Source organism: Nocardia paucivorans NBRC 100373, from assembly GCF_000308675.1.
Taxonomy (GTDB): Bacteria; Actinomycetota; Actinomycetes; order Mycobacteriales; family Mycobacteriaceae; genus Nocardia; species Nocardia paucivorans.
This window is the reverse complement of sequence record NZ_BAGE01000024.1, coordinates 13,486-35,780: the sequence shown is the minus strand read 5'-3', so window position 1 is coordinate 35,780 and position 22,295 is coordinate 13,486. Positions and strand designations below refer to the sequence as shown.

19 protein-coding genes and 1 pseudogene are annotated in these 22,295 nt (G+C 65.6%); 13 read left to right on the top strand and 7 right to left on the bottom strand.

Translation table 11 applies throughout. The features are described 5' to 3' along the window. Window positions 1-6: 6 nt before the first annotated feature. Both ON32_RS05275 and ON32_RS05270 read right to left on the bottom strand, forming a co-directional pair. A complete protein-coding gene (locus tag ON32_RS05275) occupies window positions 7-465 on the bottom strand; it encodes an acyl-CoA thioesterase (RefSeq protein ID WP_040789131.1) in 459 nt (152 codons plus the stop codon). Then, window positions 462-869: a RidA family protein gene (locus ON32_RS05270; RefSeq protein WP_040789129.1), complete on the bottom strand. Its 408-nt coding sequence runs from the start codon at window positions 867-869 to the stop codon at window positions 462-464. The genes ON32_RS05275 and ON32_RS05270 overlap by 4 nt, the downstream gene beginning before the upstream one ends. Window positions 870-1,128: 259 nt before the next feature. Here ON32_RS05270 and ON32_RS05265 point away from each other — a divergent pair, with 259 nt between their 5' ends. The 8 genes from ON32_RS05265 (at window position 1,129) to ON32_RS26845 (ending at window position 9,859) form a co-directional block, all read left to right on the top strand. Continuing rightward, window positions 1,129-1,980, top strand: a complete 852-nt coding sequence (locus tag ON32_RS05265; protein ID WP_040789127.1) for a fumarylacetoacetate hydrolase family protein — start codon at window positions 1,129-1,131, stop codon at window positions 1,978-1,980. Window positions 1,981-2,000: 20 nt separating this feature from the next. Further along, window positions 2,001-2,438 carry a cupin domain-containing protein gene (locus tag ON32_RS05260; RefSeq protein ID WP_040789126.1) on the top strand — a complete coding sequence of 146 codons (438 nt, stop codon included), beginning with the start codon at window positions 2,001-2,003 and terminating at the stop codon, window positions 2,436-2,438. Between the two features lie 99 nt (window positions 2,439-2,537). Beyond that, window positions 2,538-3,296 carry a cyclase family protein gene (locus ON32_RS05255; protein WP_040789124.1) on the top strand — a complete coding sequence of 253 codons (759 nt, stop codon included), beginning with the start codon at window positions 2,538-2,540 and terminating at the stop codon, window positions 3,294-3,296. 21 nt (window positions 3,297-3,317) lie between these two features. After that, a complete protein-coding gene (locus tag ON32_RS05250) occupies window positions 3,318-5,480 on the top strand; it encodes a thiamine pyrophosphate-dependent enzyme (RefSeq protein WP_040789123.1) in 2,163 nt (720 codons plus the stop codon). Further along, window positions 5,480-7,069, top strand: a complete 1,590-nt coding sequence (locus ON32_RS05245; RefSeq protein WP_040789121.1) for an indolepyruvate oxidoreductase subunit beta family protein — start codon at window positions 5,480-5,482, stop codon at window positions 7,067-7,069. The genes ON32_RS05250 and ON32_RS05245 overlap by 1 nt, the downstream gene beginning before the upstream one ends. Before the next feature lie 33 nt (window positions 7,070-7,102). Then, a complete protein-coding gene (locus tag ON32_RS05240) occupies window positions 7,103-7,627 on the top strand; it encodes a flavin reductase family protein (protein ID WP_051132882.1) in 525 nt (174 codons plus the stop codon). Window positions 7,628-7,659: 32 nt separating this feature from the next. Then, entirely contained in the window at window positions 7,660-8,760 is a 1,101-nt protein-coding gene (locus tag ON32_RS05235; RefSeq protein ID WP_040789119.1) for an LLM class flavin-dependent oxidoreductase, read from the top strand. A gap of 97 nt (window positions 8,761-8,857) precedes the next feature. Next, window positions 8,858-9,859 (top strand): AraC family transcriptional regulator, encoded by a 1,002-nt coding sequence (locus ON32_RS26845; RefSeq protein ID WP_157224079.1) that lies wholly within the window; start codon window positions 8,858-8,860, stop codon window positions 9,857-9,859. An 873-nt stretch (window positions 9,860-10,732) separates the two neighbouring features. Here the strand turns inward: ON32_RS26845 and ON32_RS05220 are convergent. Together ON32_RS05220 and ON32_RS05215 are read right to left on the bottom strand one after the other, a co-directional pair. Further along, on the bottom strand, window positions 10,733-11,341 hold the full coding sequence (locus ON32_RS05220) for a DUF8020 domain-containing protein (RefSeq protein ID WP_040789116.1): 609 nt from the start codon (window positions 11,339-11,341) through the stop codon (window positions 10,733-10,735). 198 nt (window positions 11,342-11,539) lie between these two features. Then, window positions 11,540-12,090, bottom strand: a pseudogene (locus tag ON32_RS05215) (dihydrofolate reductase family protein); the annotation flags it as partial. 131 nt (window positions 12,091-12,221) lie between these two features. On the opposite strand from ON32_RS05215, the gene ON32_RS05210 reads away from it, so the two are divergent. The 5 genes from ON32_RS05210 (at window position 12,222) to ON32_RS05190 (ending at window position 18,461) form a co-directional block, all read left to right on the top strand. Beyond that, on the top strand, window positions 12,222-12,413 hold the full coding sequence (locus ON32_RS05210) for a hypothetical protein (RefSeq protein ID WP_040789114.1): 192 nt from the start codon (window positions 12,222-12,224) through the stop codon (window positions 12,411-12,413). A gap of 481 nt (window positions 12,414-12,894) precedes the next feature. After that, window positions 12,895-14,157, top strand: a complete 1,263-nt coding sequence (locus ON32_RS05205) for a cytochrome P450 (RefSeq protein ID WP_051132893.1) — start codon at window positions 12,895-12,897, stop codon at window positions 14,155-14,157. Between the two features lie 465 nt (window positions 14,158-14,622). Then, entirely contained in the window at window positions 14,623-15,681 is a 1,059-nt protein-coding gene (locus ON32_RS05200) for a radical SAM protein (protein ID WP_051132880.1), read from the top strand. Between the two features lie 20 nt (window positions 15,682-15,701). Then, a complete protein-coding gene (locus tag ON32_RS05195) occupies window positions 15,702-16,928 on the top strand; it encodes a cytochrome P450 (protein WP_083874060.1) in 1,227 nt (408 codons plus the stop codon). A gap of 558 nt (window positions 16,929-17,486) precedes the next feature. After that, entirely contained in the window at window positions 17,487-18,461 is a 975-nt protein-coding gene (locus tag ON32_RS05190) for a GlxA family transcriptional regulator (protein ID WP_040789110.1), read from the top strand. Window positions 18,462-18,690: 229 nt separating this feature from the next. On the opposite strand, the gene ON32_RS05185 is transcribed toward ON32_RS05190, so the two are convergent. The 3 genes from ON32_RS05185 to ON32_RS05175 all read right to left on the bottom strand — a co-directional run bounded on the left by ON32_RS05185 (window position 18,691) and on the right by ON32_RS05175 (window position 22,053). Further along, window positions 18,691-18,873: a DUF6011 domain-containing protein gene (locus tag ON32_RS05185; RefSeq protein ID WP_040789108.1), complete on the bottom strand. Its 183-nt coding sequence runs from the start codon at window positions 18,871-18,873 to the stop codon at window positions 18,691-18,693. A gap of 271 nt (window positions 18,874-19,144) precedes the next feature. Beyond that, window positions 19,145-20,416: a cytochrome P450 gene (locus tag ON32_RS05180; RefSeq protein WP_040789106.1), complete on the bottom strand. Its 1,272-nt coding sequence runs from the start codon at window positions 20,414-20,416 to the stop codon at window positions 19,145-19,147. Beyond that, a complete protein-coding gene (locus ON32_RS05175; protein WP_051132878.1) occupies window positions 20,413-22,053 on the bottom strand; it encodes a class I adenylate-forming enzyme family protein in 1,641 nt (546 codons plus the stop codon). Before ON32_RS05175 ends, ON32_RS05180 begins: the two co-directional genes overlap by 4 nt. Window positions 22,054-22,295: the final 242 nt, after the last annotated feature.

Here is a 22,295-nt window from a genome sequence, read left to right as displayed (position 1 = left end):
GCAGCCTCATATGTCTTGGATCGGAGTCGGCGCGGCATCGGCCGGTGCCTGCCCGGTCAATGCGGCGACGACGTTCGCGGGCCAGGGTTGGGCGCCCGCGAAATTGTCGGGGGTGTGAACCGCGGTCAGGCTGCCGCGGAGCGCGAGGGTCGGTTCGGTGGATGTCGCGGCGGGACGCACCGACCCGGGAATCCGGGTGATGGCGAAGTCGTAGCGGAGTGAACTGGTGCCGAGGCGACCCACCGAGAGTTCGATCGAGACGGTGTCGCCGAACCACAACCGGCCCACGTAGTCGACTTCGTAGCGGACTCGCGGGGTTCGGCCGAACAGCTCGCTGAGTCCGAATCGTTCCAACAGAGCGGCTTCGGCCGCTTCCACCCAGCGGATGGCGCTGCCGTGGTGGTAGTGCCCGGCCGCATCGGTGTCCTGCCAGTCGACACGTCGTTCGATTGTTACCATCGTCATTGAGTCGACTCATCATCCAGTGCGGCCACTGCCTGGATCTCGACCAGCGCTTCCGGTTGCCACAAGGCGGTGACGCCGATTCCGGCCATGGCCGGGTATTCGGTGCCCGCCAATTCACGCCAGATCCGGCCGATCTCCTTGCCGTTGGTCTGGTAGTCCGGGATGTCCAGCAGGTAGATCGTGACGTTCAGCAGCTGCTCGGGGCGGCCGCCCGCCGCGGCGAGCGCGGTCAACACATTGGTGAGCGCCTGACGGAACTGGGGGACGATCCCACCCTCGACGATTTTCCCTTCCGGGGTCAGTGCGGTCTGACCTGCCAGATGGACTATGCCGCGATGGCGGACGGCATGCGCGTATCCCGAGGGGGTGGCCAGTTCGGGTGGGTTGATGCGGTCGACGGGCATGGTTCCTCTTTTCTCGGTCGGTTCGAGCGGATGCGGAGCGGAGGATGTCGCGGTCGGCTCGGTGTGATGGGGGCCGATTTCCTCGTGGGGATGACAGGGTCACCGTATGGTGTTAACGTCATCGCCGTCAACAGAACGGCATAAGTGAAATGCTTCATGCAGTGTTCATCCGACACGATGGCCACCCGACCCGATGGTCATCCGAGATGACGTTTCTCCGATATCGACAGCCCGTCCCGATCCTGGGAGTGCCGCCACCATGCGCCTGCGAACAGTTCTTTCCGATACCGGTGACAGCCGTGCCGAAGTCCGGCTCGATGGACTGTGGTGTGCGACCACCGCCCCCGATGTCGGTGCATTGCTCGCCCACCCGGCCTGGCGTACAGGGCCGCGGCTCGCCGAACGGCAACCGGCATTGCAGGGCAGCCCCGCACCGGTTGTCACCACCCCGCGCAAGGTCATCTGCTGCGGCCACAACTACCGCTCCCATATCGCCGAAATGGGCAGACCCGAGCCCGAATACCCCACCCTGTTCACCAAGTTCGCCGATACGCTGACCGCCTGGGACGCCGATATCGCATTACCCGGCGACCCCGAATCGGTGCTGCTGGACTGGGAGGCCGAACTGGCCGTCGTGGTCGGCGCAGTCCTGCACCGGGTCGATCACGCCACCGCGCGAGCCGGTATCGCCGGCTACACCGTCGCCAACGATTTCTCGATACGAACCTGGCAACGACACACCTCCCAGTGGCTACCGGGTAAGGCGTTCGACGCCACCACCCCGCTCGGTCCCGAACTGGTCACGCCGGACGAGGTGGATCCTGCCGACGGCCTGCGCATCGTCTGCCGGGTCAACGGTGTCGAGGAGCAGATCGGCTCCACCGCGGACCTCGTCTTCGATCCCGCGGCGCTGCTGTCCTACATCTCCGGTTTCACCACACTGCGGCCCGGTGACGTGGTGCTCACCGGAACACCCGGCGGCGTCGGTATCGCCGCCGAACCGCCGCGATACCTGCGGGCCGGGGATGTCGTGGAAACCGAGATCGACGGCCTCGGCCTGCTTCGCAACCACATCACCGTCCTTGCGCCCGACAACCACACCGCCCGATGAGGGCCGGAAAGGAGAACACCATGACCAGCGAAACGAACACCCGGGTTGTGCCCGTTGTCACCCGGGCCGGGCAGGAAGACACCGGCACCGCCCAGTCCGGCGGTGCGGTGCGCGTGTCCGGCGTCGGTCCGCAGCACACCCCCGCCACCCGGATCTGGTACGGCCGGGTGAGCAACGAGCCCGGCTACCGATCCCTCCCGCACCACCACGGTGAGGCCGAGACCGGTGGTTATGTGTTGAAGGGGGTCGCACGCATCTATTTCGGCGAGAACTACCAGGAATACGTCGATATGAGCGAAGGCGACTTCGTGTTCGTGCCGCCGTTCATGCCCCACGTGGAGGTGAACATGAGCACCACCGAGGAACTGGTGTGGCTGACCTGCCGCACCCCCGACAACATCGTGATCAACCTGCCCGATGTGGACGATTCCGTCCTACAGGGCTACCGCCGCGCCTGACCACTTCGCAATGGGGACAACCGCCGCGTATCGCGGATAGCGCCGCCCCGCCCCCTCGAACAACACTCGCTCAACTCACCCGCATGCCTAGGAGTCGCGATGTCCGTACTCGCCGCCGTTATCGAGGCGACCCGGTCCGGTGAAGTCGAAATCATCGACCTCACCACTCCGCTGCAATCATCCACCCCGATCCTGCAGCTACCGGAACCGTTCGCCAACACCATCCCGTTCCAGCTGGAGGAGATCAGCCGCTTCGACGACCGCGGTCCGGCCTGGTATTGGAACAACATCCACACCGGCGAGCACACCGGCACCCACCTCGACGCCCCCGTGCACTGGATCACCGGTAAGGACGGTGACGACGTCTCCCAGGCGCCGCTGCGCACCCTGGTCGCCCCGGTCGCGGTGATCGATATGAGCGCCGAGGTCGACCGGAACCAGGATTTCCTGCTCGAGGTCGAGCACCTCGAGGCATGGGAGAAAGAACACGGTCCCCTGCCGGAAGGCGGATGGCTGCTCTATCGCACCGGCTGGGAGGTTCGAGGCGACGACGCCGAGGCCTTCGCCAACGACGGACACACCCCGGGTGTCTCGGCCGAGTGCGCGGCCTGGATCGCGCAGTCCTCGTTGGCCGGTTTCGGCGTGGAGACCGTGGGCACCGATGCGGGCGCCGCCGGCGGTTTCGAGCTGCCGTTCCCCTGCCACAACCACCTACTCGGCGCCAATAAATGGGGTCTGACCAGCCTGCGCAATCTCGGTCGACTACCCGCCACCGGCGCCCTGTTGATCGTGCTGCCCCTGCCGATCGTCGGCGGTTCCGGTAGCCCGGCGCGGGTGTTGGCCCTCGTCGAGCGCTGAGCACATCCAGGAAGGACAACAATGGCTGAACGGTCGTTCGCGAACGAGGTGGGCAAGCTCCGGCAGGGCGCCGGCACCACCTTGCACGTCGAGGGCATCCTCGCGGTCACCAAGGCGCTGCTGCAGTCCGGTGTCGCCTATGTCGGCGGCTATCAGGGTGCGCCCATCTCGCATCTGATGGATGTCCTGGGCGATTCCAAGGAGATTCTGGACGAGCTGGGTATCTATTTCGAGAACAGCGCCTCCGAGGCGACCGCCGCCGCCATGCTGGCGGCGTCGGTGCACTATCCGCTACGCGGCGCGGTGACCTGGAAATCGACCGTCGGCACCAATGTCGCCGCCGACGCCCTCGCCAACCTGGCCAGTGGTGGGGTCACCGGCGGCGCACTGATCATCCTCGGCGAGGACTACGGCGAGGGTTCCAGCATCATGCAGGAGCGCTCACATGCGTTCGCGATGAAATCGCAGATGTGGCTGCTGGACCCGCGGCCGAACATCACCGCGATCGTGAACGCGGTGGAATCCGGGTTCGAGTTGTCGGAGGCCAGCAATACCCCGGTGTTCCTGCTGCTGCGATTGCGCTCATGCCATCTGCACGGCGCCTTCGAGGCCGAGGACAACCGGCCTCCGGCCATGACCGTTGCCGAGGCCACGCAGCAGCCGGCCCGCGATGTGAGCCGAATCGTGCTGCCGCCGGCCAGTTTCCAGCACGAGAAGGAAAAGATCGAGGACCGCTGGCCGGCAGCGGTGAAATACATTCGCGAGCACGGGCTCAACGAGGTCATCGGCAACGACCGCGCCGATATCGGGATCATCGTGCAGGGCGGGCTGTACAACACGGTGAACCGGGCCATGGAACTGCTCGGCTGCTCGGACGCCTTCGGTAACACCACGCTGCCGATGTACGTGATGAACGTGGCCTACCCGGTGATCGACGAGGAGGTCATCGACTTCTGCGCGGACAAGCGCGCGGTGCTGCTGTTCGAAGAAGGGCAGCCGGACTTCATCGAACAGAACATCAACACCATCCTGCGCCGAGCCGATATCCCCACCAAACTGCACGGCAAGGACATGCTCACCATGGCCGGGGAATACACCTCCCTGGTCACCACCCGGGGCCTGCACCGATTCCTGAGCGAATACCTACCCGAGGCGATCACTCACGAACCCGCCCTTCTGCGGGCTGTCGACGACCCGATGAGCCCGTTCGCCCCTCGGGTCGAACCGCAACTGGTGCAGCCGCGCCCGCCGGGTTTGTGCACCGGCTGCCCGGAACGTCCCATCTTCAGCGGGCTCGCACTCGCCGAGCGGGAAACCGGTAAACACCATGTCAGCGCGGATATCGGCTGTCACCTCTTCTCGATCAACGCCCCGTTCGACCTCGGTGCGACCACCATGGGTTACGGGCTCGGCTCCGCCGCGGCCTCGGCTCTGGATTCGAAGGATTCCGATCGCCGAACCATCGCGATCATGGGCGACGGCGGATTCTGGCACAACGGCCTGTCCAGCGGTGTCGGCAACGCCGTGTTCAACAAGAGCGATCAGTTGCTGGTCGTGGTGGACAACGACTACGCCGCGGCGACCGGCGGCCAGGATGTGCTCTCCTCACACGCCGAACTACCCGCCCGCTCCACCCGGCATCCGATCGAGAAGGCCGTGCGCGGTATCGGCGTCGAATACGCCGAGACCATCGATAACACCTATGACGTCTCCCGGGTGCGCGATGCGTTCGTCGAGGCGCTCACCACCGACGAACCGGGGCCGAAGGTCCTGGTGATGCAGAGCGAATGCCAACTCAACCGGCAGCGGCGCGAGAAGAAGAAACGCGCGAAGGAATTGAAGGCCGGTAAACGGGTCATCCGGGAGCGGTTCGGCGTGGACCCGGAGACCTGCACCGGCGACCACGCCTGTATCCGAATCTCCGGCTGTCCGTCGCTGACCATCACCGACAACCCCGATCCCATGCGCACCGACCCGATCGCCACGGTGCTCGACAGCTGCGTCGGGTGCGGGGTGTGCGGTGCGAACGCGCACGCGGCGGTGCTGTGTCCGTCGTTCTATCGCACCGATGTCGTCTACAACCCCACCCGCAAGGACCGTGTGTTGGCCCGGGTGCGGCGCTGGTGGATCAATGCCCTCGCCCGCGGTGTCGAGCGCCGCGCGGCCGCTTTGGAGGTGGCGTGATGTCCGGTTGGTACAGCGGGCAGCGGCCCATAACGATCGCGATCCTCGCCATGGGCGGTGAGGGCGGTGGCGTCCTGGCCGACTGGATCGTGGAGGTGGCCGAAGCGGCCGGTCACCATGCCCAGACCACCTCGGTGCCCGGTGTCGCCCAGCGCACCGGCGCCACCGTGTACTACGTCGAGTTGTTCCCGCCGGTCCCCCACGAGGGGTCCGACCGCGACGAACCGGTGCTCAGCGTGTTCCCCACCCCCGGCGAGGTGGATATCGTCATCGCCTCGGAGCTGATGGAGGCCGCACGGGCGGTACAGCGTGGTTTCGCCACCCCCGACCGCAGCATCCTGATCACCTCGACGCATCGCGTCTACTCGATCGACGAGAAGATGGCCCTCGGTGACGGTCGCACCGACAGCGCCGCGCTGCTCGCCGCCGCGCGGGCCGGGGCGAAACGGTTGATCGCCGCGGACTTCATGACCATTGCCGAAGAGGCCCGCAGTGTGATCAGCGCGGCGCTGTTCGGCGCGGTCGCCGGTTCGGGGGTGCTGCCGTTCACCCGGGAACAGTTCGAGGCGCCGATCCGGGCTTTCGGCAAGGGAATCGAACAGTCGTTGCAGGCGTTCGCCGGGGGGATGGCCGCGGCCGCCCCACCACCGGCGACCACCTCGAAACCGGTCGATCTGCAGCTCATCGCCAAACCGTTGTCGGCGGAGGAACGCAAGGATCGAGAAGAGAAGCGCCGCAACGAAATCGCCGCCACCGACCCGGGAGCGCTGGTCGGACCGAAACTGCGTCCCCTGGCCGCCCGGGTGACCGATCTGCCGGTCGCGGCGCGATCGATGATCCTGCACGGCCTGGTCCGTACCGCGGTGTACCAGAACCTCGGCTATGCCCGGCTGTACCTGGATCGGGTCACGAAGTTCGCCGCTGTCGACCCGGATGCGGCCGGCGACGCCCGGCTCACCGTCGAAGTGGCCCGGCATCTGGCCCTGTGGATGTGCTACCAGGACACCATTCAGGTCGCATTACAGAAGGTCCGCAAACACCGGATGAGCCGTATCCGGGAGGAGGCGCGCGCCGAACCGGATCAACTCGTCCACGTGCGCGAATATCTGCACCCGCAGGTGGACGAGATCACCGACACGATGCCCACCTGGATGGGGGCGACGCTGCGGCGCTCCAAGGGATTCCGGCGCGCGATCGACAAGGTGACCCACCAGGGCATGATCATCAACACCAGCTCGATTACCGGATACACCATGTTGTCGGTGATGGCCCGGGTTCGACCGCTGCGCCCGCGGTCCCTGCGCTACCACCGGGAACAGGTCGCCATCGAACAATGGATGGCCGCGGCCCTGGCCGTCGCACCCGAGGACGCCGAGCTGGCCCGCGAGATCGTCGAATGCCAGCGCGTCCTCAAGGGTTACGGCGCCACCTATGAACACGGCAACGACAGCTTCGCCAAGTTGATGCGCGCCGCCGACACCATCGTCGGCCAACCCGACGCCGCCGCCCGACTGGCCCGGCTGCGTGATGCCGCGCTCGCCGACGAGGACGGCACGACCCTGCGAGTGGCCCTCGGCGAGGGCCGGTAATCCCTTCGCGACCATAAGTATTCGGAGCTGTTCATGGAATCCACCGATACCCCCGCACCCGCATCCATCACTCCCGAACCGGTTGTGGGGCCTCTCGAGCTTCGACAGGCGATGGCGGCATGGACCACCGGCGTCGCGGTGATAACCACCAGCCACGGGGCACGGCCCGCGGGGCTGGTATCGACCAGTTTCACCTCCGTATCGCTGGATCCGCCGCTGGTGTCCTGGTGTGTCGATCGCGGCTCCACCAGCTTCGACATCTGGTCGCGGGCAGAGGGTTTCGCCGTGCACATCCTCAGCGCGGACGAGGCGGACCTGGTGTCGCGATTCGCTCGGCGCGGTGGCGACAAATTCCACGGTCTGGACTGGCGTCCCGGTATCACCGGAGCGCCGCTACTGACGGCGGGTATCGCACGCCTGGAGTGCCGCACCCACATCCGCTACGACGGCGGTGATCACCTCATCCTGCTCGGTCGGGTACTGGTCACCGACCGTCGCTCGGCGCCCGCGCTGACCTTTTCCGAAGGAGCGCTGACCCCCGCCCCGATCCACCCCTGACACCACACCTATTCCTCGGAAAGGAACACACCATGGTCAAATCGATCGCCGACGGCAAAGGGTTCAAACTCGGACTCTTCTCCGCGAACTGCTCGTCCGGGCTGGCCGTGACGAAAATCCCGGAACGCTGGTCCGGAAGCTGGGAGGACAACCTCCGTCTGGCCGAACTCGCCGACGAGGTGGGCCTCGACTTCCTGCTGCCGATCGCACGGTGGATCGGATACGGCGGTGAGACCAACTTCCACGAAGGTGTTCTCGACCCGACCGCTCTGGCGGCCGGTCTGCTCGCGCACACCCGTCGGATCTCCGTCTTCGCCACCATCCACACCGCCTTCAACCATCCCGTGGTGGTGGCCAAACAGATGGCCACCGTCGACCACATCGGCCAGGGACGAGCCGGAATCAATATTGTCGCCGGCTGGAACCAGCCCGAGTACGAGGCGATGGGTGTCGATCTGCCGACCGATCACGACGACCGCTACGAACTGGCCCAGGAGTGGTGGGATGTGATCCGGAAGATCTGGACCACCCCGGGCCGCTTCGACCACAAGGGCAGGTTCTACCAACTGACGCAGGTCGAGGGCATGCCCAAGCCCTACGACGGGGTGTTGCCGGTGCTCAATGCCGGTTCGTCCGGTCAGGGGCGCGATTACGCCGCCCGCAACGCCGACTTCGCGTTCACGATCGTGGGCGGTCCCGAGGACGGAGGCCGGATCGCCCGAGAGGTTCGTGAACAGGCCCGGCAGCGCTACAACCGCAGCATGGGTGTGTTCACCCTGGGGCATGTGGTGTGCCGGCCGACTCGCGCCGAGGCCGAGGAGTACCTGCACTACTACGCCGACGAGAACGCCGACTGGGACGCGGTGGACAACCTGATGCGTCTCCAGGGGATGCACGCCAAGTCGTTCACCCCGGAGATGCTGCAAACCTTCCGTGCCCGGTTCGCGGCCGGCCACGGCAGCTGCCCCCTGATCGGCACCCCTGACGAGGTGGCCGATCGGATCGAGCAGTTCTATCAGGCCGGGTTCGGCGGTATGACCCTGTCGTTCGTCGATTATGTGTCCGAGCTGGAGTACTTCGCCCAGGAGGTGCTGCCACGCCTCGAGGCCCGTGGGGTGCGCGTGCCCCGGTAACCAGGGTGTAACCAATACGTCAACCGGTCGCGATGGGATACTCACCGCGGCCGGTTCGTGGGTAGGGTCGTCTCCGGAGCACGACAGGAGTTCGCAGATGGTACGACATATCGCTCGGGACGCGGTTACCTTCCCCGCTACCACCGTGATGAGTAGCTGCCGTATGGCCGAGTTGCGTGACGCCGTGCAGCAGGTCACCGTCGTCCACGATGTGCAGGTCCGCGCCGGGGCTCCGGACGGGCTGGTCGCCACTGCCCGAGTGGGTGCCCTCGATGTCGCGTACGTGCGATACGGCGCCCGGGTCGCCGTCGACGCGTTTCCCACCCACAACCGGTTCGCCCTGACCGTGCCGCTGGGCCCGATGCAGGTATCCGAGACGAGTCTCAACCGGTCCGGCACCCTGCGTCGCGCCTTCGTTCTGTCCCATCGGGGACACACCTTGATGGACCCGCATCCGACCCGCGGAGCACTGATCTTCGCCGCCAACACCCAGCGGCTCGAAGAGCATTTGACCACCCTCACCGGCCGTCCTCCGGCGCGACCGCTGCGATTCTTTCCTCCCGGCGACGGGACCGCCGTGGGGCCCGTCGAACTGGTCGATTCCGGTTGGCGGCTGGTCTACCGGACCCTCGCCGGCGCCGGTGGGCACCCATTGCACACCCTGGTGACCCGGCAACTCGAGGACACCCTGCTGTCCGCCGTACTCCTGGGACTACCGCATACCAACACCGACGATCTGCGCGCCGGCGACATCCGTCCCTGCGCCGGTCTCGCCGACCGCGCTCGTCGATGGATCGAGGAGCATTACGCCGAACCGGTCACCGTCACCGATGTGGCCCGCGCCGTGGGCGTCGGCGTGCGGCAGCTGCAACTCGTATTCCGGGAGCGGTTCGACAGCACTCCCACCGAGATGTTGCGCACCGTACGACTCGAACAGGCCCGCAGGCTGCTGTGTGATACCACCGCCGACCTCGCGCCGACCGTCACCACGGTGGCCTACGGCTGCGGTTTCACCCACCTCGGACGTTTCGCCCTCGCCTATCGGGTACGGTTCGGCGAGAGCCCCTCGGACACCCTGCGGCGCATCCGGCACGAATAGGGTTTCTCCGGCCGGTGCGGGAGCGGTGACATCGTCCCATGGCGTCGAACCATGTCATGGCGCCGGCGCGGAGAGTGGGACGTCACCGGATCCGGTTGCGGTCGTGCTCGGCAATGCCTCGCTCCTCGGAATCGGCTCCCCGATGCCGTGGTGGCCACGGTTGACCATGGCCACCACGGCGATCGGCCTGCTTTCGTCGTGGTCCTCGTGGTCTGGGCCCGATCGATATGGGTGGAAGTCGTTGTGGTGGCTCGGAGTAACCGCGCACGGTATGTGGCCGGCGTCCGGGCGGCTCGTTTCCGAGCAGACGGGCGCACCACTGAAGCAACGACCGATCGTCGCCGCCGTCACCGTTCCGATAGTGCCGGCGGTAGCGCTGTTTCGTATCGACGCCACCCCGGTCGACCACAAGGTCGCCGCCGCTCGACGGGACGGTGACTGCGCTCGGGCGTTACTCGCCGCGAACACCAGGTGGCCGGGTGACCGTATCGCGAGTGCCTCGCTCATGGTCCGGATCGACGGAACCGTGCGAGCGTGTGAATTGTTGCGACAGGCCGCAAACGAACCGAGCCCCGCCGCCGATGATTGTGGGATCGCAGCGGTCGCCGGATGGTTGCGCACCCGGCGACCGGCCGGTGCGGTTCACGGCCGATTCGCCGAGGCAATACCACGAATGGAGCCTGCGGCGCTGCTCGGAGCGGTACTGATGATCTGCGCGGGCGCTATCGGATTCGGTGGTGTCGTCACAATCTGCGGCTATACCGGGGATCGCGACAACCAGTGTGCGGAGGTCACCTTTCGGAGGAAATGGCTGTGCCACTTCATGTGGCGGCGAACCACCGTAGCTTTGCCCGCGATCTCACCTGCCCGTGCTCACGGTTGGCCGGTGACGAACGCCTGTACGGCGTCGAGGAACTCCGGGCCGCCCATGAGGTATCCGCCGATGGTTCCGCCGATCAGCGCACCCGCCGGAATACTGACCCCCCAGATCAGGAAGAGACAGGCTCCGAGGAGGCCGCCCACAATGGCACCGGCGACGACACCGGGCATGTTCTTGTCGATCTGTTCCCTGAGCCGTTCGTAGGAGCCGATGTCCTTCGGCTGTGTCCCATCCCCTGCCGTCGGCGTCAGTGTCAGGGTGCGGCCGTCCGCGCCTATGTGCTGCCCGAGCGCGATCGACCGCCCGCCGATGGCGAACCACCGGGGCGCTTCGGTCACGGCCGTTCCGGTGTCGGACTCGAGCAGCGCCTCGCCGTTGTGCGCCACGAATCGGCCGTTCTCGACGGTGGCGACAACCACCCGGTCGGCCGGTGAAACGGTGATGCGATAGCCGATTCCTCGATCCACGCCGGAGACCGTGCGCCCCGTGGGTACGGCGGTCGGTTGCTCGGCCACGGCCGGCTCCGCATGGGCGGTTGCCGCGGCGATACCCAGGGCCGAGACGGCCAGGAAAACGGCGGCAGTGATCCTCTCGAACGTCATTCCTCGAACCCTCCGCTCAGCTGCCCCTGGTGGGCGGACCGAATCAGACCCTAGGCGTCGAATTCGCCGGTGTGTGGGTACGCCACACGTGGTTCGAAGCCGCGCCCCCTACGCCATGTGACCGACCGGAGAACGGCACGCGCGTGCGGACCGGTGCGATCCTGCCTGCCGGACGGTGCCGTGGTCGGACGGACCTCGGTCGGCGAGATAGCGCAGCGTCACCGCCGTGTCGAAGTGCCTCGTTTCCACCGGCCGGAGCCGGATTCGGTTGTCCAGTGCGGGGAACAGTGGTGTACCGCCTCCGAGCAGCACGGGCGAGACGAACAACTGGTATTCGTCGATGAGCCCGTGGGGTATCAGCGAGGCTGCCGAAGCCGCGCCCCCGACCTCCATGACACCGTCACCTTCGGCCTCGAGTCGGCGGATCTCTTCGACCGCGTTCGCACCGACCAGCCTGCTGTTCCACTCGACCTCGGTGAGGGTGCGGGAGAAGACGACCTTGGGTTCGGTCGTCCAGAGCTCCCCGAACTCGCGTTCGATGGGTGATGCGTCCTCGGGTATGTAAGGCCAGTACTCGTCCATCAGCTCGTACAGTCGGCGGCCGTGCAGTGCGATCTCGATGGCACGGTAACGGTCGTTGTGGAACCGGTGCAGTTCCTCGTCGGGGTTGTGGTCCAGTCGATACCGCCGTCGCGGTCGTTGACATAGCCGTCCAGGGACACCCCGAACCCGTAGACCAGTTTCCTCATGACCAGGCGCTCTACGCGCACGAAACTCATCGCACGGTGCCGGGTGATCCGGCGGGTGCGACCGCTCGGGGCTGCCTGTGGCGTGCTCAGCGGCGGCGAGCACGCTGGAACTTCTTGATGGGCCGGATGTCTTGATCTTCTCCGTAGACCGTGCGGCCGGCGGTATCGAACTCGACCACACCGTTGTGGCGGACGCTGGTGGCGAAGGGAAGGATGAATCTGTTTCGTACTCGTCCGGTGAGGTCGAGTCGGGTGCCGTATTCGTCGACAACCGTCAGGTCGAGTTCCCGGATTCGGCCGTGATCGGGATCGTGGATGGGTGAACGATGACCACCCGCGACCGCGGACAGGAGGTTTCCGTTTACGGAGGTAGCCCGAGCGGATATCGTCGCTGTCGTCGGTCGGCGCGGAATAGGTCGGAAGGCTCAGGTCGAGATCGGTCGGCCCGGTGTGGTCCACGCGCCGGTAGCCGTGTTCGGCGTGGGGCCCCAGAAACGGTCGCGTATGGCGTAACAGTCGATATCGATACGTCCCCCGTAAGCACCAGCACACCGGTGACGTGGCCGATATTGTCGTCGTCGATGATTCGGAAGAGTGATGGATGGTCGGTAATACGGCGTACGGACAGTTCATCCCATCCGACGTTCCGGTGACCTTGTGTGCCTTGGTGATCCATCGCACACGAGTGTGCGCCCCCACCTTGCGGTCGACTCGTCACGACAATACTGTTCCGACACAGAAGATGTCCTAACTGAGACATTTTCCTGGATCCGACGCTGTTGCTGTTCATTGGAGTTCTCGGCATTGACCAAGTCCATACCGTCGCCCGAAACACCCGCCGCCGGTTGTCCGTATTCCGCGCCCGGTCAGACCGATGCCCCGACTCGCGTTGCTCTCTACACCGAGGAGTATGCTGCCGATCCGCATCGTGTCTTCGCCGAGATGCGTCGTCGGCACAGAACACTCGTGCCGGTGGATCTGGCTCCGGGTATTCCGGCCACCCTGGTGATCGGCTACCACACCGCCATTCGGATTTTCAATGACCCCGAACACTTTCCGGCCGATGCGCGCGCGTGGGAGAAGACCGTTCCGGCCGATCACCCGCTCATGCCCATGATGGCCTGGCGTCCCAATGTGATGCGCAGTACCGGGCGGGAACATGCCCGGTACCGGCAGGCGATCACGGCCGCTCTCGACGGGGTCGACCTGTTCTCCATGCATCAGAACGTCGAAGAGGTCGCCGCGCCGTTGATCGATGCCTTCTGCATGGACGGCGAAGCCGAACTCATCGGCCAGTATGCCTTTCCGCTGACCTTCCATGTGCTCAACGCCATGTTGGGGTGCCCGCCGGAGCTCGGGGAGAGCATCGCAACCGGTATGGCCGCAATGTTCGAAGGTGGTGACGCCGCGACCGAGGCGAACGATCGGATCAACGAGGCACTCCTGGAGCTGGTCGCGCTCAAGCGCGTCGAACCCGGCCGTGATGTCACCTCGCGTCTTCTGGCTCATCCGGCACGGTTGCAGGACTCGGAGATGGTGCATCAGTTGGCCGTGCTCTATGGGGCGGGGATAGAGCCGCTGACCAATCTGACGGTCAACACCCTGCTGTTCATGATCACCGATCCCCGGTTCACCAGTGCGTCGTCGCCCGGCGCGGTTCCCACGACCCGGGATGCGCTCAACGAGCTGCTGTACACCGATCCGCCGATGGCCAATTACTGCCTCAGCTACCCGAGGCAGCCGATCATGATCGACGGAGTGTGGCTTCCCGCCGATCAGCCGGTACTCATCAGCATGTCGGCCTGCAACAACGATCCGGCGATCCACTCGGGCGAGTACACCGATAACAACGCGCATCTGGCGTGGGGTTCCGGTCCGCATGCCTGCCCCGCCCGGTCGATTGCCTACACGGTTGCGCAGAACGCGATCGATCAGTTGCTCGACGCACTCCCCGAGATGCGACTCGCCTGCGAGGTCGAGCAATTACGTTGGCGGCCGGGGCCTTTCCATCGCGCCCTCGTTGCTATGCCGGTGACCTTCCCTCCGGCTCCGCCTCTCGGCCGGTGACATCGCTGTGATGCGGCCACCGGTGGCTGCCAGGGGGATCTCATGCTGTCGTGAGTGCGTCGATCGCTGCGGTCCCACCGTACGAACGGTACTTCCTGACGGTGTAGCAATTCCGGAGCGAATGTTTTTGTGCAGGAACATATATCGATAACCATCGATAAGCCCGGAAGAAGCGGCGTGAAGGCTGAGAACGGGATGCGTTGCGCGGCAGCGCATCCTATAATTCTTTGTGGCGCTAACGAGTTCAATATCGTACGACCACTCCGTATCCGCAAACTCACCGACCATCTGCCGAGTCCGCTAGTGCGGCAACGCTGTCGACAGCGGACATAGTCGACTCGCCGATAACACATCCGACGGCGAGCAATCCTGCCGTATCGCACTGAGGAGGATGCCGTGGCCCAGCCTATTTTCCTGGACGTCAGGCCAAGTAAGGAACGCATTCTAACCCGAGCATTCGAACTCGTGCAAGATGATCCGGCATTGGCCGAACGTTTGTTGCGCATCAACGAAACGGCTCGCGGGATACGGACGGTGGAAGTCTGGGTTACCGACGCCTGCAACCTGCGGTGCAAGGGCTGCTGGTTCTTCGAACACGATATGGACAAGCAAAGCACCGAAATCCGCGATCTCGACACGATCCGTGCGTTCGCCGAAGATCTGCGGGACAACAAGAAGATCACCAGCACCCTGCTGATCGGCGGTGAACCGGCTCTCGTCCTGGATCGGGTCCGGGTGTTCGCGGAGACGATTCGCCATGTCACAGTGGTAACGAACGGGACGCGGCCCATTCCCTACGAGGGGCTGGAGAATATCGCCATTGCGCTCTCCCTATGGGGTGGCGGACCGGTCGACGACGAGTTACGTGGTCACGGGGCCAATGGTCGGCGAATCACCGGGTTGTTCGACCGGGCGTTGCGCACCTACACCAACGATCCGCGGGTCACCTGGGTTTATACCCTGAGCGAGGCCGGGATGCCCTACCTCGAACGCACTGTCGAGGCCATCGCGGAGAACGGAAACCAGATCAACTTCGGTTACTACAGCGATTACGGCACCGACCCCACCGCGCGAGTGCGTAACGAAGAGTATGTGATTCAGGAGATGACCCGGATGCGGGAGACCTACCCCGACACGGTCGTCGGGGATCCGTACTATTACCGCACTCTGGTCACCGGTAAGACGCACTGGGGCACTTTCGGTGCCGAAACCTGTCCCAGTATCAGCAACGATCACCCGGCCCACGCCCAGCGCCTGCGCGAGGGTCATCCGATCGTCGGCCGCTTCAACGCGTACCGCACCGATCACAGCGTTCAGTACTGCGCCACCACCGGTGACTGCGACAACTGCCGCGACAGTCAGGCGGTGTGGAGCTGGTTGCTCGTCAACATGCACCGGTTCCTGGGCGATCGCGACCAGCTGAACACCTGGGTGACACTGGCCGAGGAGTTCTACCGCCAGTACTACTGGTCCAGCTACCACACGGCTCGGCAGGTTTCCGCCGAAACCGTGGTCGGCGCGTAACGCAGGAGTAGCGACCGGTCATGGCAACGATGTCTCTGGAAAAAGCACGGCTGTTCTCCGATGTCCTACGCGGTGACCCGGGCGCCCGGATCCTCTGGGCCCGCCCGGGGGTGGACCGGCATCGCCAGTACGAGAAGATCCGTGCTCGGGGCGCCCTGGCCATCAGCCGCCGAGGCCTGCTGTTCACCGCCTCGCATCGGCTGTGTCAGCAGGTCCTCACCAGCGGTGACTTCGGCCCGGCGCCGATCGGCGCCTCGGCCCGCAGGCGCAACGAAACCGGAGATGTGACACTCGTGCATCCGGTCGACGACTCCTTCCTCAAATTGGAACCACCCCGGCACACCGAGCTGAGGTCGCTGGTCGCGCCGACATTCCATCGGCGCGCACTCGGCGATCTCACTCCCCGGATCGAAAAAGCCGTCGAACACTGCCTGAACGAGCTGCCACACGGCAGCGTCACCGATCTGATCACGAACTATGCCGAAGCCGTTCCGATGGCGATGATCTCGGAGATCCTCGGTCTACCCCATACCGAGGCCCCGCGTTTCGCTACATGGGGAAACGTACTGGCCTCATTGCTGGACGGAGCCAGAACGGCGCGGGAACGGGAGCGGTCCCGCGCGCTCGTCACCGAGATGACGGCATACTTTCGGGAGCGTCTGGAGCAGGCCGAACCGCAGGACGTCGGGCTCATCGCCGGGTTGGCGGGGCAGTGTCCGGCGCGGTTGACCCTGCGCGAGGCCATCGCCACCTGCAGCATGCTGTTGGTCGGTGGTTTCGGCACCACCACCCACCTGCTCGGCAACGCCCTGTACATGCTGCTGCGGTACCCCCACCTCCATCCGGCCGATGGTGACTACACAGCGGTGATCGAGGAATCCCTGCGGTACGACACTCCCGTCCAATACGTCGTTCGGGTGGCCAAGACCGATACTCGGCTCGCCGATCGGCCCGTCGCCGCCGGAACACCGATCGTGCTGCTGCTCGCCGCGGCGAACCGCGACCCGGAAATCTTCTCCCTTCCGCACGAATTCGATCCGCACCGCAGGGAACCGCATCGCCATCTCACCTTCGGCGCCGGGATCCATTTCTGTATCGGTGCTGCACTGGCCCGCGCGGAAGCCGTTATCGCTGTCCAACGATTCTTCGAAAGGTATCCGGACGCCCGTCTCGCCGGAAAATGCGTCCCCCTGCAATCCCGCGCGCTCCACGGTTTGCGGCGGCTACCCGTCGTTCTCGAGGCCTGATACGCCACCCGACACTCCGTCGTATCCGACCCGGCGGCCGTCACCCGGGCGGGCGGCGGTGCGTCGGGTGCGGCCGCGGGCCCAGCGGTCGAAGCGTTGGGATACGGACGTAAAGTTGCGGCGCACCCCGCAGCGCCGCAACCATGCCTCCGTATCCGATGGCCGGGGGACGGGGCGCGCGGCATGGTGCCGCGGGCACATGCCGGCCGGCCCCGAAGGCTATCGGTGAGACCGTCGATGAACGGCGGGGGAAGTGTGAGACGCCGAGGGAGCGGTGGCGTGACATGGATACCCGAACCATGCGTCGCGGTGTCGCGCAAGGGTCATTTCCGGGCATTCGCTCTCGATCGGTGATGTCTACACGAACCAGGGCGTAGTCGCTCGGGGATGACTGCGCCGTGGCCTCACCCTACGGGGTCTCATGGCCCGAGCCGAGGGGCGGAAGCGACCGGAAAGGATGCGTTTGCGACATTCGGTCGATCCGTACCGACAGCTCATGGTGCCGCAAATCGAACCGCGAGGTTTTGTCGCGGTGATATCGCGCCGTATCCTGCGGGCGTGAACGTGGGCATTTTCGTAGTGGATGGTGTGGGTGAACTCGGCCTCGGCACTCTACTCGGTGTCTTCAGTACAGCGAATGTCCTGCGTGACGAACTGCCGCACCCGCCTGCCGCCTGGAATGTGCATACCGTGTCCCTGGGGGAATCGGTGCGCTCGGGAAGCGGAAACCTGGTGCCGACCACACCGCTCGGTGAGATTTCCGAGCCCTTCGATACCGTCGCGGTGGCCGCGGTGAACGTCCTGGAGCCGGGCTCGCTGGTCGAACTCGTATCCGCGCCCGGTAACGCATGGCTGGTGGAGCATATCCGCAGTGCGCGTGCGCGCGGCGCGCATCTCGCCGCGGCCTGCACCGGAACGTTCTTCTTGGCCGAGGCGGGGGTGCTTGCAGGTGGTCCGGCCACCACCAGCTGGTGGTTGGGGGCCAGTTTCCGCAAACGCTATCCCGAGGTCGACCTGGACGAGACGAGCATCGTCTGTCACGGTGACGGGGTGACGACCGCCGGCGCGTCACTGTCCCATGTGGACATGGCCCTGTCCCTGGTGTACCGCACCAGCCCGGAGCTGGCGGAGCAGGTGCGGCGTTACCTCGCGGTCGACGACCGGACCAGCCAGGCCTCGTATGTCATCCCCGAGGTGGTCGCCCGGGGCAACTCGTTGGTCGCAGGCTACGAACGTTGGGTGCGCGATCACCTCTCCGAACAGTTTCTGATCTCCACCGCAGCGCGTGAGCTGGGGGTCACCGAACGCAGCCTGCAGCGGGCCACCCGCGCCGCGCTCGGTATGTCGCCCAAGGATTTCGCCGACGATATCCGTTTGGATCGTGCCGGTCGGCTGCTGCGGACCACCGATTTGACAGTGGAGGCCATCGCACGGGAAGTCGGCTATGCCAATGCGAGCTCTTTGCGTGCGCTCGCCCGTCGTCGCCGGGGGCTGTCGTTGACCGAGATCCGAGCCCGCCGCCCGGCCCGATAAGGACGATTCGTCCGAGCCCGGTGGTGGTGGCCGGTCGACCCTTCGTTCCGGTCTGCGATTCGCCATAGGGCGTCGCTTTCTCCGGTTTCTCCTTCTTCCTCTCTTCGTTGCGGGCAAGTCTTCGCCGCGGGCAAGGCCCTATTGCCCGCGCAAGGAGATTTCGGCATCGACATCGGCCGCGCCCACACGTGACGACCCCATGGTTGCCGTCGGTCGACAGCGGCATGGCTCAGGCTGCGATATCGAACAGTGCCGGTTGCGCCGCCGTCGCGGCGCACCGCTCGATGCGCTCGCGGACCGCGCAGGTCGGGCCGATCCCTTCGGCGATCGACTGCGGTGACAGGAGCCATCCGTGACAGCGGCGACAGCGCGCGACCGGTCTCATCGCGGGCCGGTCCTCGATCTCGGCCATATTGTCGTTCTCCCCTCCGAGCAGGGTTGGTTACCTCGGGAGGATGACATATCGCACCGACAGAGCATGCCGATGTCGCATACCCCGGTGGTGAGCAGCCGCTCACCACCGATTCGCGGCGAGGCCCGGCAGCCGATATGCCGATTGGTTCCGGTGGCAGGGATGGGCGGTCGCTGAAGCCGTCGGCAGCCGGTTCCGGACCACCGGTTCGAAGGGAGATCAGCGGCCGACCGGAGACATCGCGGCGGTCACGAGGTGGTATTCGACACCTTTATCGAGTCCGGACCGGCAGGTGGCGAGGGCCCCGGATGACTCGGGACGGGCAGTATTCACCCTGCCCGACCGTCTCGAGCCGGGGATACCGTCGATAGAGACCGCGCAATGCGATCTCGCCTTCCAGCCGGGCCAGCCCGGCACCCAGACAGTAGTGCACACCGGCTGCGAAGGAGAGGTGGTCGCGCGCGTTCGGCCGGTCGATATCGAACCGCTCGGGTTCGGTGAAGACATCGGGATCGCGGTTGGCGGCCGCCAACAAGGCCACCACGGGCGTACCCTTCCCGATCTCTCGACCGGCCAGCTCCAGCGGTTCACCCGCCACCCGGACGCTGTATTGGGCCGGGGCCTCCCAGCGCAGCGCTTCCTCCACCACCTGCGGTGCCTTGTCGAGGTCGCTCGTGAACAGCTCGCGTTGCTCGGGAAAACGCGACAGGGCGACAACGGCATTGCCGATGATATTGGCCGTGGTCACGAAGCCGCCGATGAGGAGTGCCTGGCAGGTGGACACCAGCCCCTCCTCGGTCATCGCTCCTTCGTCCACCGCATGGGTCAGTGCCGTGATCATGTCTTCGCCGGGTTCCTTGCGGCGCAGCTCGGTCACCGCGGCGAAGTAGTCGGTGAGTTCGGAGAGCAATACGTGCGTGCGCCGGCGCTCCCGAATGCCGCGCGCCCCGTCGACCGTCGCGCCGAATTCGATACCCCAGTGTGCGAAGAGATCATGATCCTCCGGGGGGAGGCCGAGAAGTTCGGCGATCACCAGACTCGGTATGCGCAGGGCGAACTCGTCGATCAGGTCGACGGGCTCGTCGCGATCCAATCGATCCAACCGCCGCTCCACCAGCTCTTCGACGAAGGCTCGCCGGGCTCGTATCTGCGCGGCGCCGAACAACGGTGCGACGATCTTGCGCAACCGCGTGTGCTCCGGCGGATTCTCCGAAGCCAGCGAGTCGTCGAGCGGATGTACCAGAAAATCGGTTCGCTGACCGGGCAACGGTCCCAGTCGCAGGCGCACCGCCGAGGTGGGCGCCACCTTGAACCGGTTGTCGCGCAGAAGCCCGTTGCAGACCGAGTAGGTGGCGGACATGTGCAGGCCGCTGCGACCACGCACCAGTTCACCGCCTGCCCGGATCCGCTCGTAGGCCGCGTGCCCGGAAACGCCGCGGGGTAGGTTCATGACGGCGGCAACCGGATCTCCGAGCGCGGCCGACGTCTTCAGACGGGCCGCGTTCCGGTACAGCCGGGTTATGGTGCGTAGTTCACCGCTCATGGACGGGCCCCCTGCACCACTCGTAGCTTGGGCGCCCGAGTGATGCCCGCCTCGGCGAGCTCGGTCCTGATCCGCTCGCGCAGAACGTATTTCTTGATCTTCGTACCGGACATCGGCCATTCCTCGAGGAACCGGACGTATCGGGGTACCCGGTAGGTGGCGATATTGCCCAGGCAGAAGTCGATGATCTCCTGCTCGGTGGCGGTGGCGCCCGGCTTCAACTCGATATAGGCGGCCGGCACCTCCACGTAGTAGTCGTCCGGCGCGCCGACGACCTGCGCGATGTGGACGGCCGGGTGCCGCAGTAGATACCCCTCCACCTCGACCGCCGAGACGTTCTCGCCGCCGACCTTGAGCATGTCCTTGAGCCGGCTCACGAAGGTGACCCGGCCGTCGGCGTCCATGACGGCGATATCACCGGTGTGGAACCATCCCTGCTCGTCGAAGGCGCGGGCCGTCAGCTCCGGGTCGTGGAGATAGCCGTCGAAGCAATTGCTGCCGCGGAACAGCAATTCGCCCTCCGTGCCCGGTGGCAGGTCGTGTCCGGTCTCCGGATCCACCACGCGGCACTCCATCCCGGGCAGCGGGTGCCCACCGGTGGTCATGCGCTGCTCATGGGTGTCGGTCTGCCTGCTCAGCGCCAGGAACGAGGAGGCCTCGGTCATGCCGAAACACGACACCTGGATCGCCTGCGGTAGCCGGGTGGCCATATCGCGCAGGCGTTCCGGAACGCCCACCGCCATGACGAGCCGGAGCGCGGACAGGTCGCGTCGGTCGAAGTCGGGCTGGTTCAATACCGGCAGCCATACCGTTTCGAAGCCGGGCAGGGCGACCGTGCAGCGCTGTGCTTCCAGATGGTCCAGCGCGGTATCGGGCCGGTAGAACCCGACATGGCAGTATCGGCAGCCGGCGTAGAGTGTGGCGATGGCGAAGGCGACCGCGCCGATATGGAACAGCGGTAGTGGTGTCCAGACGCGATCGTGGTCGGTGAGTGAGAGTCTGGTGCGGGCGCCCGCGGCGAATCGGATCAGGGCCTCGTGGCTGATCATCGCGCCCTTGGGGCTTGCCGAGGTCCCGGACGTGTACATGACCATGGCGGTGTCGCGGACCCGCACCAGTTGCCGGCGGTCACGGATCTGCGTATCCGTCACATGGGCCGCCGCCGCGAGGAATTCGGATTCGGGTGTTACGCCCTCGGGTGCCCGGTCGCTCGTGAGCAGTACCACCTGTTGTAGGTCCGGGGCCTGTGCGCGTACCGAGTCGGGAAGCGGCGTGTCGGGATGGACGAACAGCAGGCGCATACGGGAGTGCGTGATCACCTGCTGCAGTTCGTATTCCTTGAATCGACCGTTGATCGGGACGGGTACGGCGCCGATCTTGGTGACCGCGAACAACGTCGCGATCGAGTCCGGGCAGTTCGGGAGCAGAATTCCGACGGTCTCGCCTCGGGAGGTGCCGGCGGCCAGTAGCGCGCGGGCGAGAGCGTCCGCGCGGGCGGCCAGTTGCGCGTAGTCGAGTTCGGCGTCCGGGAAGGCCAATGCAACCCGATCCGGGTGGGCTTGGGCTCGTCGGTCCAACAGATCGCCGAGGGTGGTGACATCCACCCACTCGTAGTCGACGTCGGCCTCGTCGCTCATATATGACTCCCGTCCTCCGAAAATGCCACCCCCGGCGGCGGAAGCGTACAGCGAAGATGAATGGATTCGAATGCTGCATAACTCCCATATTTGGGAACTTCGCGGGTGGGTTGCTTCGTGGTAGCTTCCTGCGGTATCGCACCGGCCGGTCCGGCGGTGATGGATGGTAGCGTGTACGGAGTTGGTTATGAGCGAAATTTTTCCGATAAAATCCGGCCGGAGTTGCGGTTCGCTGCGGTTGC

Coding starts and splice junctions, on each gene's coding strand:
- ON32_RS26845 (WP_157224079.1), top strand. CDS start 8,858: ATGGTACGACATATCGCTCGGGACGCGGTTACCTTCCCCGCTACCACC.
- ON32_RS05175 (WP_051132878.1), bottom strand. CDS start 22,053: ATGAGCGACGAGGCCGACGTCGACTACGAGTGGGTGGATGTCACCACC.
- ON32_RS05255 (WP_040789124.1), top strand. CDS start 2,538: ATGTCCGTACTCGCCGCCGTTATCGAGGCGACCCGGTCCGGTGAAGTC.
- ON32_RS05240 (WP_051132882.1), top strand. CDS start 7,103: ATGGAATCCACCGATACCCCCGCACCCGCATCCATCACTCCCGAACCG.
- ON32_RS05220 (WP_040789116.1), bottom strand. CDS start 11,341: ATGACGTTCGAGAGGATCACTGCCGCCGTTTTCCTGGCCGTCTCGGCC.
- ON32_RS05275 (WP_040789131.1), bottom strand. CDS start 465: ATGACGATGGTAACAATCGAACGACGTGTCGACTGGCAGGACACCGAT.
- ON32_RS05235 (WP_040789119.1), top strand. CDS start 7,660: ATGGTCAAATCGATCGCCGACGGCAAAGGGTTCAAACTCGGACTCTTC.
- ON32_RS05250 (WP_040789123.1), top strand. CDS start 3,318: ATGGCTGAACGGTCGTTCGCGAACGAGGTGGGCAAGCTCCGGCAGGGC.
- ON32_RS05195 (WP_083874060.1), top strand. CDS start 15,702: ATGGCAACGATGTCTCTGGAAAAAGCACGGCTGTTCTCCGATGTCCTA.
- ON32_RS05185 (WP_040789108.1), bottom strand. CDS start 18,873: ATGGCCGAGATCGAGGACCGGCCCGCGATGAGACCGGTCGCGCGCTGT.
- ON32_RS05260 (WP_040789126.1), top strand. CDS start 2,001: ATGACCAGCGAAACGAACACCCGGGTTGTGCCCGTTGTCACCCGGGCC.
- ON32_RS05265 (WP_040789127.1), top strand. CDS start 1,129: ATGCGCCTGCGAACAGTTCTTTCCGATACCGGTGACAGCCGTGCCGAA.
- ON32_RS05180 (WP_040789106.1), bottom strand. CDS start 20,416: ATGAGCGGTGAACTACGCACCATAACCCGGCTGTACCGGAACGCGGCC.
- ON32_RS05270 (WP_040789129.1), bottom strand. CDS start 869: ATGCCCGTCGACCGCATCAACCCACCCGAACTGGCCACCCCCTCGGGA.
- ON32_RS05245 (WP_040789121.1), top strand. CDS start 5,480: ATGTCCGGTTGGTACAGCGGGCAGCGGCCCATAACGATCGCGATCCTC.